Genomic DNA, 16,269 nt, shown 5'->3' with positions numbered 1-16,269 from the left:
GGAACGCGCGAAAAATGGGGTTCTTTGCCATAACTGTCAAATGCGATCTTTGATAGTTGCTATATCATAATTGGTATATGGTGTTGCGACGTGACGGGCTGATCCCATACCGGCCCCTCCGCGAGCAGAAGAGAGGGAAAGCGATGGCGGCAATCGGGAATCCGACTGCAGTTTCAAATGGTTACAGAGAGATTCCAGGCGATGGCGAAACTCTGCTGCGCAGCGGTCTCAGCCTACGTCACATGCGCATGATCGTCGCGCTCGACGACCATGGCCGAGTCAGCGCGGCGGCGCAGGTGATGAACATTTCGCAGCCGGCGGCCTCGCGCATGATCAGCGAGATGGAGGCGGTGCTGGAGGTCAAGCTGTGCGAAAGACTGCCGCGCGGCATCACGTTGACACCCTACGGCAAGGCACTGGCCAGGCGCGCGCGCTCGATCCTGCTGGAGATGCGCGAGGTCGACCGCGAAATTTCCGAACTAAAGGCGGGCAAGGGCGGTTCGGTGTTCCTGGGTGCGGTGACGGCGCCGGCGATCGAACTGGCGGTGCCGGCAATTCGCGAGATTCGCCGCATCTATCCGCGCATCGAGATCACCATGCAGGTCGAGACCTCCAACGTGCTGGCGCGCGAGCTGATCGCCACGCGCCATGATTTCATCATCGCGCGCATCCCCGACGATCTCAATCCGCGGCTGTTCGAGTCGCGCGTCATCGGCGTCGAGAAGGCCTGCCTGATCGTGCGACGGGGGCATCCGCTCACCAAGGGCAAGGCGGTGCGGCTGGAAGAGACCGCCGCCTATGACTGGGTCTTCCAGTCGGGCGGCTCGCCCTTGCGCCAGGCGATGGAGAGCAATTTCCTCAACCGCAACATCGCTCTGCCGGACCGCATCCTCAACACCAGCTCGCTGCTCCTGACGCTGGTCATGGTCGCGCAGTCCGATGCCATTGCGCCGGTCTCGGTGCAGGTGGCGAAATTCATCCAGAATCCCGACGGGCTGGCCGGCGCCATCGACGTCGTCCAGACCGAATTCGACATCGAGGTCAGGCCCTACAGCCTGATCACGGTAAAGAACCGCGTGTTGTCGCCGGCCGCCAAGATGCTGCATGATTTCATTCTGAGGGAAGTGGGATGAGGGCTGGCTCGGGTAGGGCCGTCTGCCTGGCAAGATACGTCGATCGACTCCGCCGCGAGGGTGAAATCAGCCGACGGGGCGCGCAAAGTACATGAAAGAGCCGCCAGGCAGAGGCTAGCGAAAGCGAGCCGGGAACATTATTTCCTGCCGATGCGTTCATGATCTTGCAAGGGACGATTTTCTTCTGGAGGCTGAACATGCGCAGCTTCGAAATCATCGATCTGCTTTACGTGGTCGAGGCCTGCAAGCACGATCGATCGGTCGGGAATTTCGTGTCCATGGCTGAAAGCGTGGAAGAATTGCGGGTACTGACCGGCGATTTCGTCTCGTCGGATGACGTAGTAGCAAACGCCCTCGCAACGGTAGCGCTTGCGCGAGGCTGCTCGGTTTTGTTCGACGAACAGGCAGGCGCTGAAATGTCTCTAGCGCCTTAAGCTGGAGCGGGTAGCGGGAATCGAACCCGCGCGTTCAGCTTGGGAAGCTGACAAGCTACCATTACATCATACCCGCGTGAGCCCTCGATACCATGATGGCCCGGCTTCGGGCAATCGTCAAAGCGGCGCCCGTGCCTGCGCCAGGCAGGATCAGGCGCCGGGGAGGTAGATCACCGCGTAGTCGTCCGCATAGGCCCGCTTCCAGCCCAACTGGTCGAAGAAGGGGATGCGGCTGTCGCCGGCCGACAGCAGCGCCCAGCCGATTGCGTATTTCTTCAGCCGGGCTTCGAGGAGCGGTTTGCCGTCGCTGTGCCCCGTCTCGTCATCGGTTTTTGTGAAACCGCCCAGAAACAGCTGGTCCGTCCGTCCATCGATATAGGTCTTGATCCCGTGGAAGATCAGCGTGCCGCCGAAATTGTAGGAATTCAGCACATTGCCGGACAGATGATGGCTTTCGGCGAACGCCAGCGCCCCGCTGGCCGATGTCTTCGGGCTCGGAGCGACCTGATAGGCGCTGCCGAGCACGGCGACCGCGCCGATCACCAAAACGACCGCCGCGCCGCAGATCGCGTAGAACCGCCTGGCGAAGAATTTTTCCGGTCCGTCGCGCTTTTCCGCCAGCCATGCGATGGCTGAAAGTGAGGGGTATTGCAGCGCGACCTCGACCGCGATCACCAAGGGGACCAGCAGGAAGAACAGATACATGAAACGCAGATGGGCGAGATAGACATGCAAGGTGAAGACGACGAACAGCGCCTTGGCCCAGCCAATTCGCAACCGTGACACCAGAAGCGCGAAAAGCGCCAGCAGCATCGCAACTTCCTGGACGGGGTAGTCCTGCTGACTGAACGCTTTCCATTCCATGATCAGCGGCACAGCCTCATTGCCGTAGGCCACGGTCAGGGTCGCCAGGATGGCCTGGACGCCATAGGGGTGGATCAGGCTCACCAGCGGGCAAAGCAGACCGAATGCGACCCATTTCGCCAGGACGGCGGGTTTTGACAGGCCGGTGCGCGCCAGCAGATCGAGACCGGCGAACGCCGCGATGACGAAGCTCAAGGTGAAGGTGGCGTGCAGGTTCGCCCACAACACGACCAGCAGGAGCAGCCACCAGGGCGGCGCCCGTTCTTCCCGTGCCGCACGAAAGAGCATCTCCGTCGAGATGACGATGATCGGGAATGTGAAGACATGCGGACGCGCCGTGAAGATCGGGTTAATCAGGAACACCGCAGCGAAGGCCAGTGTAATCGCCAGGATCGGCTTCAGCCATGCGCTGAGAAACCACCCCATCAGGAAAACCGTCAGGGAAATCGAGGTGATGATCACAGTGACCACCCCGTTCCAGCCTCCTGTCCGGTAGGCAAGAGCCAGCAGAACCTGCCCCAGCCATTCCTTGGCAATCCATGGCTGACCGGCAAACGTGTAGGAATAAGGGTCGACCGTCGGAAATGTCCGGTTTGCCAGGAAATCCAACCCGACCTTGACTTGCCACCAGCTGTCGGGATCCTGCAGGGTGGCACCGGCCTGGGCAGCCAGTGCCCCCGCCATCGCCAAGGCCGCGAGCAGGCAGAAGACCAGCCGGGTGCGCTGTGCGTCCTCGATCGACAGCGTGGCCGTCAAGATTGCCTCGGTCTGGTTCATGTCGCGGCTCCAGGTCACTTCGCGTTCATTCCGGTCAAGGAATCGGGATCATCGGGGCCGCCGACGAACACGAAACGAGCCGAGCCGACATAGAAGATGACCGAGTAAAGGCAGTTTCCCGCCAGATGGACAAACGGGTTTTCGATGTAGCCGGCAGACATGGCGGTGACCACGACGCCCAGGTTGGCACCGTAGGCGATAAGGAAGGTGATCGCGTATCGCACGATCGCGCCTGGGCGAAAGCCACCGGCACGGCTGAACGTCCATTGGCGGTTGAGGAAGAAACCGAGGGTGAGGCCGGCGGCATAGCCCGCCGCGTTGGAGGCGATATCGCCGAGGCCCAGCGCCAGCCCTGCCAGAATGAGCGTATATCCGAGCGCCGTGTTGAGGAGCCCGACGGCACCAAATCGCAGCATCCGCGAGAAATCAGACGGAAGAGCCGATCGCATCCTGCCCATGCCGTTCCCGCTACGCCCGGTCGACCTTCGCCTCAACCACGCGCGGCCCTCTTTGCCATCTCCTGCAGGCGATGGACGGGCAGTTCCTTGTCCCCGGTTGCCTGGCTGCGCGAAACGATCTCGTTGACGAAGTAGAGCGGCCGCCGCTTTGTCTCCATGTACATGCGCCCGAGATACTCGCCGAAGATGCCAAGCACCATAAGCTGGACGCTGCCGAGGATCAGCACGATCGCGGCAAGGCTGGTCCAGCCGGGCAACACGTTTCCGACCGACCACTCGAACAGGGTGTAGCCGAGCACGACCAGCCCCAGAAGCCCGAACGTCATTCCGAGCAGCGAGGCGAACCGCAAGGGTACGATGGAGAAGCTGGTCATCGCATCGACCGCCAGAAGAACCATTTTCTTCAGGGGATAGTGCGTGGTGCCGGCAAAGCGCCGGTGCCGTTCATAGGGGAGAGCCACCTGTTTCAGCCCGATCCAGCTCACCATGCCGCGAATGAACCTGTAGCGTTCGGGCATCTCGTTCAGATGGTCGAGCGCGCGGCGGCTCATCAGCCGGAAATCACCGGTATTCGGGGCTATGTCGACATCGACCAGCCGGCGCAGCAAGCGGTAGAACATCGAGGCGGAAGCGAGCTTGAACCAGCTTTCGCCGTCGCGCGTCAGCCTCTGGCCGTAAACGACATCGAAGCCTTCGTTCATCTTCGTCATCATCGCGCCGAGCAGCTCAGGCGGATCCTGCAGATCGGCATCGAGAATGAGAATGCGCTGGCCGCGACAGAATTCGAGCCCCGCGCTCAACGCGATCTGGTGGCCGTAATTGCGGGCAAGATCGATAGCGACGATATGGTCGTCCTTTTCGGCCAGCTGGAAAATGGCCTCGCGCGTGCCGTCCGTCGCGCCATCGATGACAAGGACGATCTCGTAGGAAGGACCCTGTTCCAGGCATGCGGCCGTCACCCGCCGATGCAGTTCGGCCACCCCGCCCAGCTCATTGTAGCATGGGACGACCACCGACAGCATGACGGCGCGTCGCGCGGTGTTTTTCTCCGTCTCCACCAAAAGCCTTGCTCCCGCTATTCGATTGGAAATAGCGGCAATTGGTTAGAAAACAGATAAGCCAGCGGGATCGGCCGCGGTCGTCGGCCCGCGGTCCGCTATGCGCTTGGGCCTGCTTGTGGCCACGCCATGCAATCGCTCGGTGGAGGCCTTCGGCATCCAGCAAACTGTCGGCTTGAAGCCGGCAACCCAAGTGCGTATGTCTGGGCCGTCGCCCTCGAGTCTGGGTACCTCAATCTGGAGACGGGCCTTGTCCGCACTGACGCGCTTTCTCGGCGACTCGCCGCTCAAGGTGATCCTGAAACTGCTGGTCGTGTCTTTCCTCGTCGGCCTGGTCATGAATGCCTTCGGCTGGTCGCCGATGGATGTGTTCTACGGCATCCAGAAGTTCTTCATTGACCTGTGGAATCTGGGCTTCCACGCCATCGACCGTTTCCTTGGCTATATCTTGCTGGGCGCGGCCATCGTCGTGCCGGCTTTCATCCTGCTCAGGATCGCCAACTACCGCAAGTAGCTATCGGGCGTGGCCCGAGGCCACCTCGAACAGGATGGCATGGCGCGCGGCAAGCGCGGGCACGTCCGTGGAATAACCACCGCCGATGACGCCGCAGACCGGAATGCCCTGCGTGCGAAAGTGGCGGATGACCGTTTCGTCGCGGGTGCGCAGGCCGTCATCCGATAGTGAGAGCCTGCCAAGCCGGTCCTCGGCATGGACGTCGACGCCGGCATTGTAGAACACGATGTCCCAATGGGCTTGGGCGGACAGGTCCGGCAGGATCGCGGCGAGCCTCTCCATGTAAGCGGCGTCAACCGTGCCATCGGGCAGCGCGACATCGAGGTCGGAGGCGATCTTGCGCACGGGGTAGTTGCGGTCGCCATGCATGGAAAAGGTGAACACGCGCGGATCATCAGCGAGAATATCCGCCGTGCCGTCGCCCTGATGCACGTCGAGATCGACGACCAGGATGTTTTGTGCCGAGCCTTCCGCGAGCAAGACCAGCGCGGCGACGGCGACATCGTTGAAGGTGCAGAAGCCCGCACCTTGCGCGCGCCGGGCATGATGGCTGCCGCCGGCGGTGTTGCACGCAATGCCGTGGCGCAAGGCAAGCCGCGCCGCCAGCACCGTGCCGCCGGTGGCAAACTGCGCGCGCAGCGAGACGCGGGGCTCGATCGGAAAACCGATCTCTCGCTCGATCCTTTCGGGCACGCAGCAGCTGATGACCTGGTCGACATAGTCCGCCGCATGGGCAAGGCTCAGCCATGACGCCGGCGCCGGCTCGGCGGTGTTGAGCGTGTCGGGCCCGGCAAGTCCGCGTGCGCGCAACGCGTCCATCAGCAGCGGATATTTGCTCATCGGAAAGCGATGGTTGGTGGGGAAGCCGGCGTCGTAGTCGGGATGATGGACGATCTGCAAGGGCATGAACTGGATCCGACGGCCTCGCGCCAGACCGGGGATTTCGGTTGGCCGTCACGGGATGAGTGATTGCGCGGTGGCCGGAAAATGGGGCACACCGGCTGTTCGATCAAGCCGCAAACAGCAAGGCAGCAATCCTTTGAACAAGGGTGCAATCCCAGCCGACGCCAGATCCTTTGTCGTCACCAACCGTTCCGTGCTCACCATCGCGGTGCCGATGACGCTTGCCTATCTGACGACGCCGATGCTCGGCCTGGTCGATACGGCTGTCGTTGGCCAGTTCGGCGATGCCGCCCTGCTCGGCGGCCTGGCGGCGGGGGCACTGATCTTCGACGTCGTCTTCACCACCTTCAATTTCCTGCGCTCAGGCACCACCGGGCTCGTCGCCCAAGCGTTCGGGCGCGGCGACGCCCTGGAGGAACAGGCGGTGTTCTGGCGCGCCGTGCTGATCGCGGTCGTCGCCGGCATCGTGCTCGCGGCGCTTGCGCCGCTGGTCGCCATTGCCGGGCAGAAGTTCATGGGCGCCGAACCGCGCGTCAGCGAGGCTATGGGCGTCTACATCAGGATCAGGCTGCTCGCTGCACCCTTTTCGCTGATCAACTACGCCATCCTTGGCTACGTTCTGGGGCGCGGCGAGGGCGGGCTCGGGCTGATGCTGCAGCTGGTGCTGAACGGCATCAACATCGCGCTCTGCTTTCTGCTTGGCCTAAAGCTTGGCTGGGGCGTCGCCGGCGTCGCCTGGGCAACCGTCACCGGCGAATTCCTTGCCATGCTGCTCGGCCTGGCGATCGTGATCCGCCGGTTCCGGGCGGCCCCGTCCTTGCCGCGCCATAGGCTGCTCGACATGGCCGCCTTCCTGCGCATGCTGTCGCTCAACCGCGACATCATGATCCGCTCGTTCTCGCTGCTCGCCGCCTTCGCGCTGTTCACCCGCCAGGGCGCGCAGTTCGGCACGGTGACGCTGGCCGCCAACGCCGTGCTGATGAATTTCTTTCTCGTCGCCGGCTATTTCCTCGACGGCTTCGCCACCGCCGCCGAACAGCTGGCGGGCCGTGCCGTCGGTGCGCGTGCCGCCGCACCGTTCCGGCAGGCGATACGGCTGACGCTGTTCTGGGGTTTTGGGCTGGCGGGCGCCGCCACCCTCGTGCTGCTGCTGGGCGGCGCCGGTCTGGTCGCCCTCGTGACGACGTCGCAGGAGGTCCGCTCGGTGGCCGACATCTACCTGCCGTGGGCGGCATTCACCGCGCTGAGCGGTGTGCTGGCGTTCCAGATGGATGGCGTCTTCATCGGCGCCACTTGGTCGCGCGATATGCGCAACATGATGCTTTTGTCGTTCCTCGCCTTCAGCGCCGCGCTGCTCACTTTGGCGCCCGCTTTCGGCAACAATGGTCTGTGGGCGGCGCTACACGTCTTCCTGCTGGTGCGAGGCTTCAGCCTGCTCACCATTCTGCGGCTGCGGATGCAAACGGCGTTCAGCTAAGCGGCCTCATTGCCCATCGATCGAGATGGCTGTCGCGCAGCTCGCGAATGGATCTGAGCCGTTCCGTGTCGGCAAAGCGTGCCATCCCGGCGACAATCCGGCCCGGCAGTGCCGGTCCGGCATAGATCATGCTGGTGTAGAGCTGGACGAGATCAGCGCCCGCGCGGATCTTTTCCAGTGCCGTGTCGGTGGAGTCGACGCCGCCGACGCCGATGATGGCGCGGTCCGGGCCAAGCAGCTTGCGCATCTTCGCCAGCACGATGGTTGAGCGTTCGAACAAGGGCTTGCCCGAGAGCCCGCCGGTCTCGCGCGCGGTGCTGCCGCTGCGCAGCGGCGGTCGGGAGATGGTGGTGTTGGAGACGATGACACCCTCGATCCGCTTCTCGGTGACCTCGGCGGCGATGTCCTCCAGCTCCGCCTCGACCAGATCCGGCGCGATCTTGAGGAAGACGGGCGGCTGTGCCGTTGTCGTGGCGCGCGCGGCCATGACACGCGACAAAAGTTCGCCAAGCTGCTCGCGCGCCTGCATGTTGCGCAGGCCCGGCGTGTTGGGCGAGGAGATATTGACGGTGAGATAGCTGGCGTATTGCGCAAACCGGGCGACACCGCGCTCATAGTCGCCGATGCGGTCGCTGCTGTCCTTGTTGGCGCCGATATTGACGCCGATGATGCCGGAGCGCCCCTTGCGTGCGGCCAGGCGCTTTTCGGCGGCCGCATGGCCTTCATTGTTGAAGCCCAGCCGGTTGATCACCGCTTCATCCGCCGTCAGCCGGAAAATGCGCGGCTTCGGATTGCCGGCCTGCGGCAGCGGCGTGATCGTGCCGACCTCGGCAAAGCCGAAACCAAGGCCAAGCAAAGCGTCGGGCACTTCGGCATTCTTGTCGTAGCCCGCCGCCATGCCGAGCGGGTTCGGAAACTCGAGGCCGCTGACCGTCACCTTAAGCAGTGCGTCGAACGTTTTCCGCGCGCCGACCGGCAGGCCGCATCGCAGCGCCGCGATCGACATGCCATGGGCGGTTTCCGGATCGAATGTGAACAGCAGCTTCTGGCCAAGCCGGTCGAGCACGCTCATTGCCCCTCCAGTGCGGGGAACTGGTGCACCCCATCGGCGCCAAGCGGCAGCGGTCGGACCCACAGCACCGCTTTCAGGTCCAGCACGCCATAGAGATGCGGAAACAGCGCGCCGCCGCGCGAGACCTCGTATTTCAGCGCGGCGCCCAGGCTGGTCCCGTCGATGGCGACCAACAGAAGGCCGGTCTGGCCGGCAAAGTGCTTTGCCGCGGTTTCCCTGACCTGCGCCTCCGTGGAGAAATGGATGAAGCCGTCGACGACATCAATCGGCGCACCGGTGAAGCGGCCATGTGTTTCGGCCTCGCGCCAAGGCGCTTGCGGGGTTATCTTGTAGATAATCTGAGACATGGTTGCGCTATAGTCCGAACCAGCCACGCGGGAAAGGTCACGCCAAGGGTCTTCCCCATTTCCGGCGCAAACATGCGATATTTCAGGCCTTGGCCATGGAGGACAACATGCGTCTGCAGCACATCTTGATCCCCGCCGCGCTCGTTTCGCTGGTCGCGGCTTCAGCCTATTCGGAAGAAACCGACCGCTATCGGCTGGAAAAGTCTGATAACGGCTATGTCCGGATGGATACGCAGACCGGCGCCATGTCGATCTGCGAGGAACGCTCCGGCCAACTCGTCTGCAAGATGGCGGCCGACGAACGCGCCGCTTTCCAGGATGAGGTCGACCGCCTCCAGACCTCGATGAAGGCAATGGACGAGCGCGTCACCAAGCTCGAGAATTCGCTCTCCGCCCGCCTTGAATCGAAATTGCCGAGCGAGGAGGATTTCAACAAGACGATGAGCTACATGGAGCGGTTCTTGCGTGGCTTCATGGGCATCGTCAAGGATATGGACAAGGACAACGGCGCCCAGCTCAATTCGCAGAAGACCTGAGCACCCAAAGTAGGGAAAACGCGGCGCGCTGGCTTTGCCGCTTGAAAACAGCGCGCAGCCCCTCATAATCGTCCAACTGATCCCGAAAAGAGCAAAAATCATCGGGGGATTCGGGGAGGGACATTTGCCGGCCGGCTATTCTTTCGTCATCGCCGACGATCACCCGCTGTTTCGCGGTGCGCTACGCGAAGCGCTCGCCGGCATCGGCAATGTCGCCGCCATCCACGAGGCCGGCGATTTCGAGAGCGCCAAGGCGCTGGTCGTGGCCAACGAGGATATCGATCTGGTGCTGCTCGACCTGTCGATGCCGGGCGCCAGCGGGCTCTCCGGCCTGATCTCGCTGCGTGGCATCCATCCGGCGGTGCCGCTGGTCGTGGTGTCGGCGCATGACGATCCGGCGACCATCAGGCGGGCGCTCGATCTCGGCGCTTCTGGCTTCATCTCCAAATCGGCCAGCATGGAGGAGATCCGCAGCGCCGTGCAGTCGGTGCTTGCCGGCGACATTGCAGCACCGGTCGGCGTCGATCTCGGCGTCGAACGCGATCCCGAAATATCCGACCTGATCAAGCGCCTGCAGGCGTTGACGCCGCAGCAGACCCGCGTGCTCGGCATGCTGGCCGAGGGCCTGCTCAACAAGCAGATCGCCTATGAACTCGGCGTCTCCGAGGCCACCATAAAGGCGCATGTCTCCGCCATCCTGCAGAAGCTCGGCGTCGACAGCCGCACCCAGGCGGTGATCCTCCTGTCCAAGATCGGCAGCGACCCGTTGCGGGCAGCGGGTTGAACTCTATTCGGCCGCCGATGCCAGCGGCCTGACCCTGGCCATCATCGAGCGCAGCACCGCTGGTTTGAGTGGCTTGTTGATCACCGCGATCTCGAGCCCGCCCGCGGCCGTGCGCACCTCGTTGGAGCGGTCGGCGGTGACCAGCACGGCTGGCAGATTGTCGCCATGGATCGCGCGCAGCCTGACGATGAGTTCGAGACCGGTTTCGCCGTCGAGATGATAGTCGGCAAGGACGATGTCCGGGCGATGCATCGCGCCACTCTCCAGATCCCTTGAGCCGGACACGGTGTCGACATCGCAGCCCCAGCCTTCGAGCAGGAGCCGCATGCCTTCGAGGATACGGGTGTCGTTGTCGATGCACAGCACGTGCAGCCCGGCCAGCGAGGCGGTCGCGCGGGCCGGAGTTTTGGTTTCGATCTCGCGCCGCGGCTCCTGTACTGCCGCGACCGGCAGGATGACGGAAAAGCGCGTGCCCTTGCCCGGATTGGAAAAGATCCGGATCTCCAGGCGCAACACCCGGGCGATGCGGTCGACGATGGAGAGGCCGAGACCGAGGCCCTCGGCCTCGCGCGCACCTTCGTCCAGCCGGGTGAATTCGTGAAAGACTGTGTTCAGCTTGTCGCCGGCGATGCCGATGCCGGTGTCGATCACCTGGATCTCGGCCAGTTCGCCGCGCCGCCTGACGCCAACCAGCACGCGGCCGTGGCGCGTGTATTTGATGGCGTTGGAGACGAGGTTCTGGATCAGGCGCCGCAACAGGTTGCGGTCGGTCGTCACCGTCAGCGATGACGGCATGATCGTCAGCTCGAGTTTCTTTTCGGCGGCCAGCGGCCGGAAGTCGTTGCCGATCTGGCGCAGCAGTCCGTCGAGATTGAAGGCGGTATCGTCCGGCTTCATCGCGCCGGCGTCGAGGCGGGAGATGTCGAGCACGGCGCCGAGAATGGTCTCGACCGATTCCAGCGAGGATTCGATGTTGACCGCCGCCTTGCCGGCAGGCCCCTTGCCGGCTTTCTCGATCAGCGACGAGCAATAGAGCCTGGCAGCGTTCAGCGGCTGCAGGATGTCGTGGCCGGCGGCGGCGAGGAACCGCGTCTTGCCGAGATTGGCCTCCTCGGCCAGCATCTGCGCCTGCGCCAGTTCCTCGTTGACGCGGGTCAGCTCGATGGTGCGAGTCTTGACGCGCTGCTCCAGCGATTCATTGGCCCGCTTCAGCGCCAGGTCCTGCTCGACGCGTCCGGAAATGTCGGCATAGGTGGCGACGATGCCGCCGTCTGGCATCGGGTTGGACCGCAGTTCCAGGATGCGTCCGCTGGTCTTCAGCTCCATCTGCCATGGGCTGACGAAGCTGGTCAGCCGGTTGAGCATGGCCACGCGCTGCTCCGCCGGAATGTCGCCGCGCTCCGAGAGATGGCGCAGGATGCTGTCGAGCGAGACGCCGACCTGGCCCATCTCGTCGGGCAGGTCGAACAGGGCCCGGTACTGGCGGTTCCAGCAGATCAGGCGGAAATCGCGATCAAAGACGGTGATGCCTTGCTCCATCTGGTCGAGCGCGATCTGCAGCAGGTCGCGGTTGTGCTGCAGCGCCTCGGTGGCGTCGTCGAGCAAGCGGAAGGCATCCCTGGATTCGCGGTCATGGCGCCGAAACAGCAGCGACAGGATCAACCGCGCCGAAGACGAACCGACGGCGCTGGCCAGCAATTGCTCGGAAAAGCGGATGACGTCCATGCTCGCCTGCTCGTTGCCGTGCAGCGAGGTGCCGTTGGTCTTTTCGAAAGACTGGAAAGAGCGCTCGGTGCGCTCGACGCCGAGATAGCGCCCGATCGTGTCCTTGAGGTCGTTGACGGTGATGGCGGTTCGGAAGCGGCGCAGGCTGGGCATCGGGCCGGCATCGCGCGGCACGAAGATCGACGCCTGGATGCGCTCCAACGGCACCGATGCGCGGGAGAGGGAACCGAGCACAAAGAACACCGCGTTGATCGACAGGCTCCACAACACGCCGTGGTTCAGCGGTTCGGCGGCGGTGCCGAACAGAGCCTGCGGCCGCAATGCCTCGAAGCCAAACAGCCCGTGCACGATGATTTCGGTATCGGGGGCGGCAAGCGATGGAAACAGCAGCGTGTAACCCCAGACGAGGATGCCGGCGACCATGCCGAGTGCTGCGCCCCGGCCATTGGCGCCGCGCCAGATCAGCCCGCCGATCAGGGCGGGCGCGAACTGCGCGATGGCGGCGAACGACATCAGGCCGATCGACGACAGGCGCGCGCTGTTGGTGCTCTCGCGGTAATAGAGGAAGGCGATGAACAAAAGGATGAAGATCGCTCCTCGCCGCACATTGAGGATGAGCGTCGACCAGTCTTGGTTCTCGGATGTCGAGGTCTTGAGCAGGCGGCGCACGAACAGCGGAATGACGAGGTCGTTGGAGATCATGATCGACAGCGCCACGCTCTCGACGATCACCATCGCCGTCGCCGCCGACAGCCCGCCGATGAAAGCCGCCATCGCCAGCACATCATGACCGCTGAACAAGGGCAGCGACAGCACGTAGAGATCGCTGCTGGTTCCGGTGCCGACCAGCGACAGGCCGGCAAAGGCGATCGGCAGCACGAACAGGTTGATCGCCACGAGGTAGAGCGGAAACACCCATGTCGCGGTGCGCAGTTCGGCCTCGCCACGGTTCTCGACGATGGTGACGTAGAACTGCCGCGGCAGCATGATGATGGCAAAGCCGCTGAGGCCGGTCAGCACCAGCCAGGTGGCGAGCGAGGTGTTGTAGCTCATCGCCTGCCGAACCTGTGCGTTCTGGGCGAGATTGTCGAACATGTCGCTCGGTCCGCCGAAGATCAGGAAGGTGACCATCAGGCCGATGGCCAGGAAGGCGGCAAGCTTGACCACGGTTTCGACGGCCACCGCCAGCACCAGCCCGTCCTGGTGTTCGGTGGCGTCGGCGTGGCGTGTGCCGAACAGCACCGCAAACAGCGCCAGCAGCATGGCGACGACCAGCGAGATGTCGCTGACGAAGGGATCGAAGGAGGGCGGCGATCCCGTATAGTGCTCGACCATCAGGCTGACCGAACCGGAGATCGCCTTCAACTGCAGCGCGATATAGGGCACCGCGCCAATGGTGGCGATGAGCGTGGCGATCGCCGCCACAGTGAAGCTCTTGCCGTAGCGGGCGCCAAGGAAGTCGGCGATCGAGGTGATCTTCTCGGTCTTGGCCAACCGCACGATGCGGTTGAGCAGCGGGAACCCGAACACGAAGACCAGCACCGGGCCGGTATAGATGCCGAGGAATTCGAGGCCGCGTTCGGAAGAGAGGCCGACCGAGCCGAAGAAGGTCCAGGACGTGCAATAGATCGCGAGGCTGAGCGCGTAGATGAAGGGCCGCCCTCGGCTCGGCTCGGATATAGCCGAGCGGCGGTCGCCCAGGCTGGCGATGGCGAACAGCAGCGTCACATAGGCGATCGCGATGATGACGATGAACAAGCCCTGCACGCCGGCAGTATCCTCCCTGTGCCGAATTTCAACCCGGCTTGTCCAGACGCAATCACAGCTTGGCTTCCGAGTCCATCACGGCTTTGGGCGCATGAAGGCCGCGATTTCTGATGCATGTCGCCCAAAAGTGCGCAGCGGTTTTGGGGCAACGACATGCGCAAAACAAAAGACCCAAAGCGCGGCGCGTGAATCCGTTTCAGCGTGACGCACTTTGGGGACTGCCGCCAGGTAAGGAGAAACCGGTTGCTTTCTCCTTTTTGCCGATGTTGCAACCGCAGGTTTCTGTTATGTTGCCTCAGGTCGATTGCCCGCAAGGACGGAAGCGGCAGTTCGGCCGGTCATGACAAGGAGGGTCGAATGCTGAAAGAATTCCAGGAATTCATTTCCAAGGGCAATGTGATGGACCTTGCGGTCGGCGTCATCATCGGCGCGGCCTTCGGCAAGATCGTCGATTCCCTTGTCAATGACATCATCATGCCGATCGTCGGCGCGATTTTCGGCGGCTTGGACTTCAACAACTATTTCCTGGGGCTCTCCTCGGCCGTCAACGCCACCTCGCTGGCGGACGCCAAAAAGCAAGGCGCTGTTTTCGCGTATGGCAGCTTCATCACTGTCGCGTTGAACTTCCTTATTCTCGCTTTCATCATCTTCCTGATGGTCAAGGCGGTGAACAATATGCGCAAGCGGCTTGAACGCGAGAAGCCGGCTGCACCAGCCGCTCCGCCGCCCGCCGACGTCGCGTTGCTCACCGAAATTCGCGACTTGCTCGCCAAGAGATAGACAGATCAGGTTCTTCTGGACCAAAACCCCGGTCGTTCGCGGCCGGGGTTTTCTGTTTTCGCATCTGGTAAGGAGCGCGGATCAATGCCCGAGATCGGAACGGACCGCCCATGACTTTGATCGACAGCTTGCGCGCCGAAGCCCGCGCCGCGCCCGAAAGCGGCATTGTCGCCGTCGTCAATTACGGCCGCCTGCGCGAAGGCATGATCCCGCTCTGGGCCGGCGAGGGCGACTTGCCGACGCCTTCGTTCATCACCGATGCCGCGTCGAAGGCGCTGGCCAGCGGCGAGACGTTCTACACCTGGCAGAAGGGCATCCCCGATCTCAGGCAAGCGCTTTCCCGCTACTATGCCAGGCATTTCGGCAAGACGTTTCCCGAGGAGCAATTCATCGTCACCGGTTCCGGCATGCATGCCATCCAACTGGCGCTCGACGCGCTCGCCGGTGCCGGCGACGAGGTTGTCTATCTGTCGCCGGCCTGGCCGAATTTCGATGCCGCAGCAGGGATATCGGGAGCCGTTCCGGTGGCGGTCACGCTCGATCATTCCGGCAATGGCTGGTCCTGTGACGTCGAGAAGATCGCGGCGGCGATCACGCCGCGCACAAAAGCGCTGTTTATCAACACGCCGTCGAACCCGACTGGCTGGACCGCCGATCACGAGACCTTGCAGGCGATTCTCGATCTTGCGCGTGCGAAGAACCTCTGGATCATCGCCGACGAGATCTATTCGCTGTTCCACTACAGCCATGGCCGTGCGCCGTCCTTCCTCGACATCGCCATGGCGGAAGACCGCATCCTGTTCGTCAATAGTTTTTCCAAGAACTGGGCGATGACTGGCTGGCGCGTCGGCTGGATCAAGACCCACCCCGCCCTGCAGCAGGTGTTTGAGAACCTGATCCAGTATTCCAACTCCGGCGTCGCCCAGTTCATGCAGCGCGGCGCCGTCGCCGCCCTTGATGAGGGTGACGCCTTCGTTGCCGAACAAGTGGAGCGGGCGCGCAAGGCACGCGATCTGGTCTGCGGCATTCTCGGCGCCACAGGCCGCGCCCGGTTCACCGTGCCGCAAGGTGCATTCTATCTTTTCTTCACCGTCGACGGCATTACCGATTCACGCACTGCCGCCTTCGACATCGTCGACAAGGCCAATGTCGGCCTGGCGCCCGGCACCGCCTTCGGTCCTGGCGGCGAAGCCTTCCTTAGGCTGTGCTTCCACCGCCGGCTCGACCAGATAGAGGAAGCGGCGCACCGGCTGGCGAAATGGATGAAGAATGTCTGAGTCGCTGACGAAGCCCGAATTGAAAATCGCTCCGGCGAGCAGCAGGCGTGGTTTCGAGAACCGAAGCGCAGCGGAAATTCAGGTCCATGAGCACCGGAAGCGCAGAAACCTACGTCAGATGGGCGTCGGAGTAGATTTTCAAACGGGCTTCAGCCGCCTGACTTAGGCACCAGCAGGGGAATGATCCGGTCGCTCTTGGCGACGGATGGCCGACCGGCGGAGCCATAGGGAATGCCGAGTGCATCCCAGGTCTCGACCAGCGCATCCTGCAACTCGGCGATCAGTGCATCGGAGTGGAACGGCGTCGGCGTGATGCGCAGCCGCTCGGTGCCGCGCGGCACCGTCGGGTAGTTGATCGGCTGG

At 63.1% G+C, this 16,269-nt stretch carries 15 protein-coding genes, 1 tRNA gene and 1 pseudogene; 8 read left to right on the top strand and 9 right to left on the bottom strand.

Features of this window, described 5'->3' with window-relative positions:
• Positions 1-143: 143 nt before the first annotated feature.
• Together ASD12_RS16865 and ASD12_RS16860 are read left to right on the top strand one after the other, a co-directional pair.
• On the top strand, positions 144-1,133 hold the full coding sequence (locus tag ASD12_RS16865) for a LysR family transcriptional regulator (RefSeq protein ID WP_056588289.1): 990 nt from the start codon (positions 144-146) through the stop codon (positions 1,131-1,133).
• 197 nt (positions 1,134-1,330) lie between these two features.
• Complete coding sequence (locus ASD12_RS16860; protein ID WP_056588413.1) at positions 1,331-1,567, top strand: hypothetical protein; 237 nt, start codon at positions 1,331-1,333, stop codon at positions 1,565-1,567.
• Positions 1,568-1,569: 2 nt separating this feature from the next.
• Here the strand turns inward: ASD12_RS16860 and ASD12_RS16855 are convergent.
• From ASD12_RS16855 to ASD12_RS16840, 4 genes are all read right to left on the bottom strand, one after another.
• Positions 1,570-1,643 (bottom strand) — tRNA-Gly (locus ASD12_RS16855).
• A 74-nt stretch (positions 1,644-1,717) separates the two neighbouring features.
• Positions 1,718-3,208 (bottom strand): hypothetical protein, encoded by a 1,491-nt coding sequence (locus ASD12_RS16850; protein ID WP_056588286.1) that lies wholly within the window; start codon positions 3,206-3,208, stop codon positions 1,718-1,720.
• A 14-nt stretch (positions 3,209-3,222) separates the two neighbouring features.
• A complete protein-coding gene (locus ASD12_RS16845) occupies positions 3,223-3,624 on the bottom strand; it encodes a GtrA family protein (protein ID WP_244482871.1) in 402 nt (133 codons plus the stop codon).
• Between the two features lie 74 nt (positions 3,625-3,698).
• The gene (locus tag ASD12_RS16840) at positions 3,699-4,688 is read right to left on the bottom strand and encodes a glycosyltransferase family 2 protein (protein ID WP_200950972.1); all 990 of its coding nucleotides are present in this window, start codon (positions 4,686-4,688) and stop codon (positions 3,699-3,701) included.
• Between the two features lie 286 nt (positions 4,689-4,974).
• Here ASD12_RS16840 and ASD12_RS16835 point away from each other — a divergent pair, with 286 nt between their 5' ends.
• The gene (locus ASD12_RS16835) at positions 4,975-5,238 is read left to right on the top strand and encodes a DUF6460 domain-containing protein (RefSeq protein WP_056588280.1); all 264 of its coding nucleotides are present in this window, start codon (positions 4,975-4,977) and stop codon (positions 5,236-5,238) included.
• Here the strand turns inward: ASD12_RS16835 and ASD12_RS16830 are convergent, their stop codons facing one another.
• Positions 5,239-6,144: a histone deacetylase gene (locus ASD12_RS16830; RefSeq protein ID WP_056588279.1), complete on the bottom strand. Its 906-nt coding sequence runs from the start codon at positions 6,142-6,144 to the stop codon at positions 5,239-5,241.
• A gap of 133 nt (positions 6,145-6,277) precedes the next feature.
• Here ASD12_RS16830 and ASD12_RS16825 point away from each other — a divergent pair, with 133 nt between their 5' ends.
• The gene (locus ASD12_RS16825; RefSeq protein ID WP_056588278.1) at positions 6,278-7,618 is read left to right on the top strand and encodes an MATE family efflux transporter; all 1,341 of its coding nucleotides are present in this window, start codon (positions 6,278-6,280) and stop codon (positions 7,616-7,618) included.
• Here ASD12_RS16825 and ASD12_RS16820 read toward each other — a convergent pair.
• Positions 7,611-8,690: a quinone-dependent dihydroorotate dehydrogenase gene (locus ASD12_RS16820; RefSeq protein WP_056588276.1), complete on the bottom strand. Its 1,080-nt coding sequence runs from the start codon at positions 8,688-8,690 to the stop codon at positions 7,611-7,613. The genes ASD12_RS16825 and ASD12_RS16820 overlap by 8 nt on opposite strands.
• Complete coding sequence (locus tag ASD12_RS16815) at positions 8,687-9,037, bottom strand: DUF952 domain-containing protein (RefSeq protein ID WP_056588410.1); 351 nt, start codon at positions 9,035-9,037, stop codon at positions 8,687-8,689. Before ASD12_RS16815 ends, ASD12_RS16820 begins: the two co-directional genes overlap by 4 nt.
• A gap of 107 nt (positions 9,038-9,144) precedes the next feature.
• On the opposite strand from ASD12_RS16815, the gene ASD12_RS16810 reads away from it, so the two are divergent.
• The gene (locus ASD12_RS16810; protein ID WP_056588273.1) at positions 9,145-9,573 is read left to right on the top strand and encodes a hypothetical protein; all 429 of its coding nucleotides are present in this window, start codon (positions 9,145-9,147) and stop codon (positions 9,571-9,573) included.
• Positions 9,574-9,697: 124 nt separating this feature from the next.
• The gene (locus tag ASD12_RS16805; protein WP_056588407.1) at positions 9,698-10,357 is read left to right on the top strand and encodes a response regulator transcription factor; all 660 of its coding nucleotides are present in this window, start codon (positions 9,698-9,700) and stop codon (positions 10,355-10,357) included.
• A gap of 3 nt (positions 10,358-10,360) precedes the next feature.
• Here the strand turns inward: ASD12_RS16805 and ASD12_RS16800 are convergent, their stop codons facing one another.
• On the bottom strand, positions 10,361-13,849 hold the full coding sequence (locus tag ASD12_RS16800) for a PAS domain-containing hybrid sensor histidine kinase/response regulator (protein ID WP_056588270.1): 3,489 nt from the start codon (positions 13,847-13,849) through the stop codon (positions 10,361-10,363).
• Between the two features lie 357 nt (positions 13,850-14,206).
• Here ASD12_RS16800 and mscL point away from each other — a divergent pair, with 357 nt between their 5' ends.
• Together mscL and ASD12_RS16790 are read left to right on the top strand one after the other, a co-directional pair.
• Positions 14,207-14,629, top strand: a complete 423-nt coding sequence (gene mscL, locus ASD12_RS16795; protein WP_056588266.1) for a large conductance mechanosensitive channel protein MscL — start codon at positions 14,207-14,209, stop codon at positions 14,627-14,629.
• A 110-nt stretch (positions 14,630-14,739) separates the two neighbouring features.
• Positions 14,740-15,906 carry a pyridoxal phosphate-dependent aminotransferase gene (locus ASD12_RS16790; protein WP_056588263.1) on the top strand — a complete coding sequence of 389 codons (1,167 nt, stop codon included), beginning with the start codon at positions 14,740-14,742 and terminating at the stop codon, positions 15,904-15,906.
• Between the two features lie 149 nt (positions 15,907-16,055).
• On the opposite strand, the pseudogene ASD12_RS16785 reads toward ASD12_RS16790, so the two are convergent.
• Positions 16,056-16,269, bottom strand: a pseudogene (locus ASD12_RS16785) (5-aminolevulinate synthase); the annotation flags it as partial.

It is taken from the genome of Mesorhizobium sp. Root102 (assembly GCF_001425625.1).
GTDB lineage: Bacteria > Pseudomonadota > Alphaproteobacteria > Rhizobiales > Rhizobiaceae > Mesorhizobium.
Note: the sequence above shows the minus strand (reverse complement) of the source record. Positions and strands in the feature narration are given on the sequence as shown.

Excerpts from the sequence above, each read along its gene's own strand:
- ASD12_RS16845 (WP_244482871.1), bottom strand. The coding sequence starts at position 3,624 with ATGCTGCGATTTGGTGCCGTCGGGCTCCTCAACACGGCGCTCGGATAT.
- ASD12_RS16820 (WP_056588276.1), bottom strand. The coding sequence starts at position 8,690 with ATGAGCGTGCTCGACCGGCTTGGCCAGAAGCTGCTGTTCACATTCGAT.
- ASD12_RS16830 (WP_056588279.1), bottom strand. The coding sequence starts at position 6,144 with ATGCCCTTGCAGATCGTCCATCATCCCGACTACGACGCCGGCTTCCCC.
- ASD12_RS16790 (WP_056588263.1), top strand. The coding sequence starts at position 14,740 with ATGACTTTGATCGACAGCTTGCGCGCCGAAGCCCGCGCCGCGCCCGAA.
- ASD12_RS16865 (WP_056588289.1), top strand. The coding sequence starts at position 144 with ATGGCGGCAATCGGGAATCCGACTGCAGTTTCAAATGGTTACAGAGAG.
- ASD12_RS16810 (WP_056588273.1), top strand. The coding sequence starts at position 9,145 with ATGCGTCTGCAGCACATCTTGATCCCCGCCGCGCTCGTTTCGCTGGTC.
- ASD12_RS16840 (WP_200950972.1), bottom strand. The coding sequence starts at position 4,688 with ATGCTGTCGGTGGTCGTCCCATGCTACAATGAGCTGGGCGGGGTGGCC.
- ASD12_RS16860 (WP_056588413.1), top strand. The coding sequence starts at position 1,331 with ATGCGCAGCTTCGAAATCATCGATCTGCTTTACGTGGTCGAGGCCTGC.
- ASD12_RS16815 (WP_056588410.1), bottom strand. The coding sequence starts at position 9,037 with ATGTCTCAGATTATCTACAAGATAACCCCGCAAGCGCCTTGGCGCGAG.
- mscL (WP_056588266.1), top strand. The coding sequence starts at position 14,207 with ATGCTGAAAGAATTCCAGGAATTCATTTCCAAGGGCAATGTGATGGAC.
- ASD12_RS16850 (WP_056588286.1), bottom strand. The coding sequence starts at position 3,208 with ATGAACCAGACCGAGGCAATCTTGACGGCCACGCTGTCGATCGAGGAC.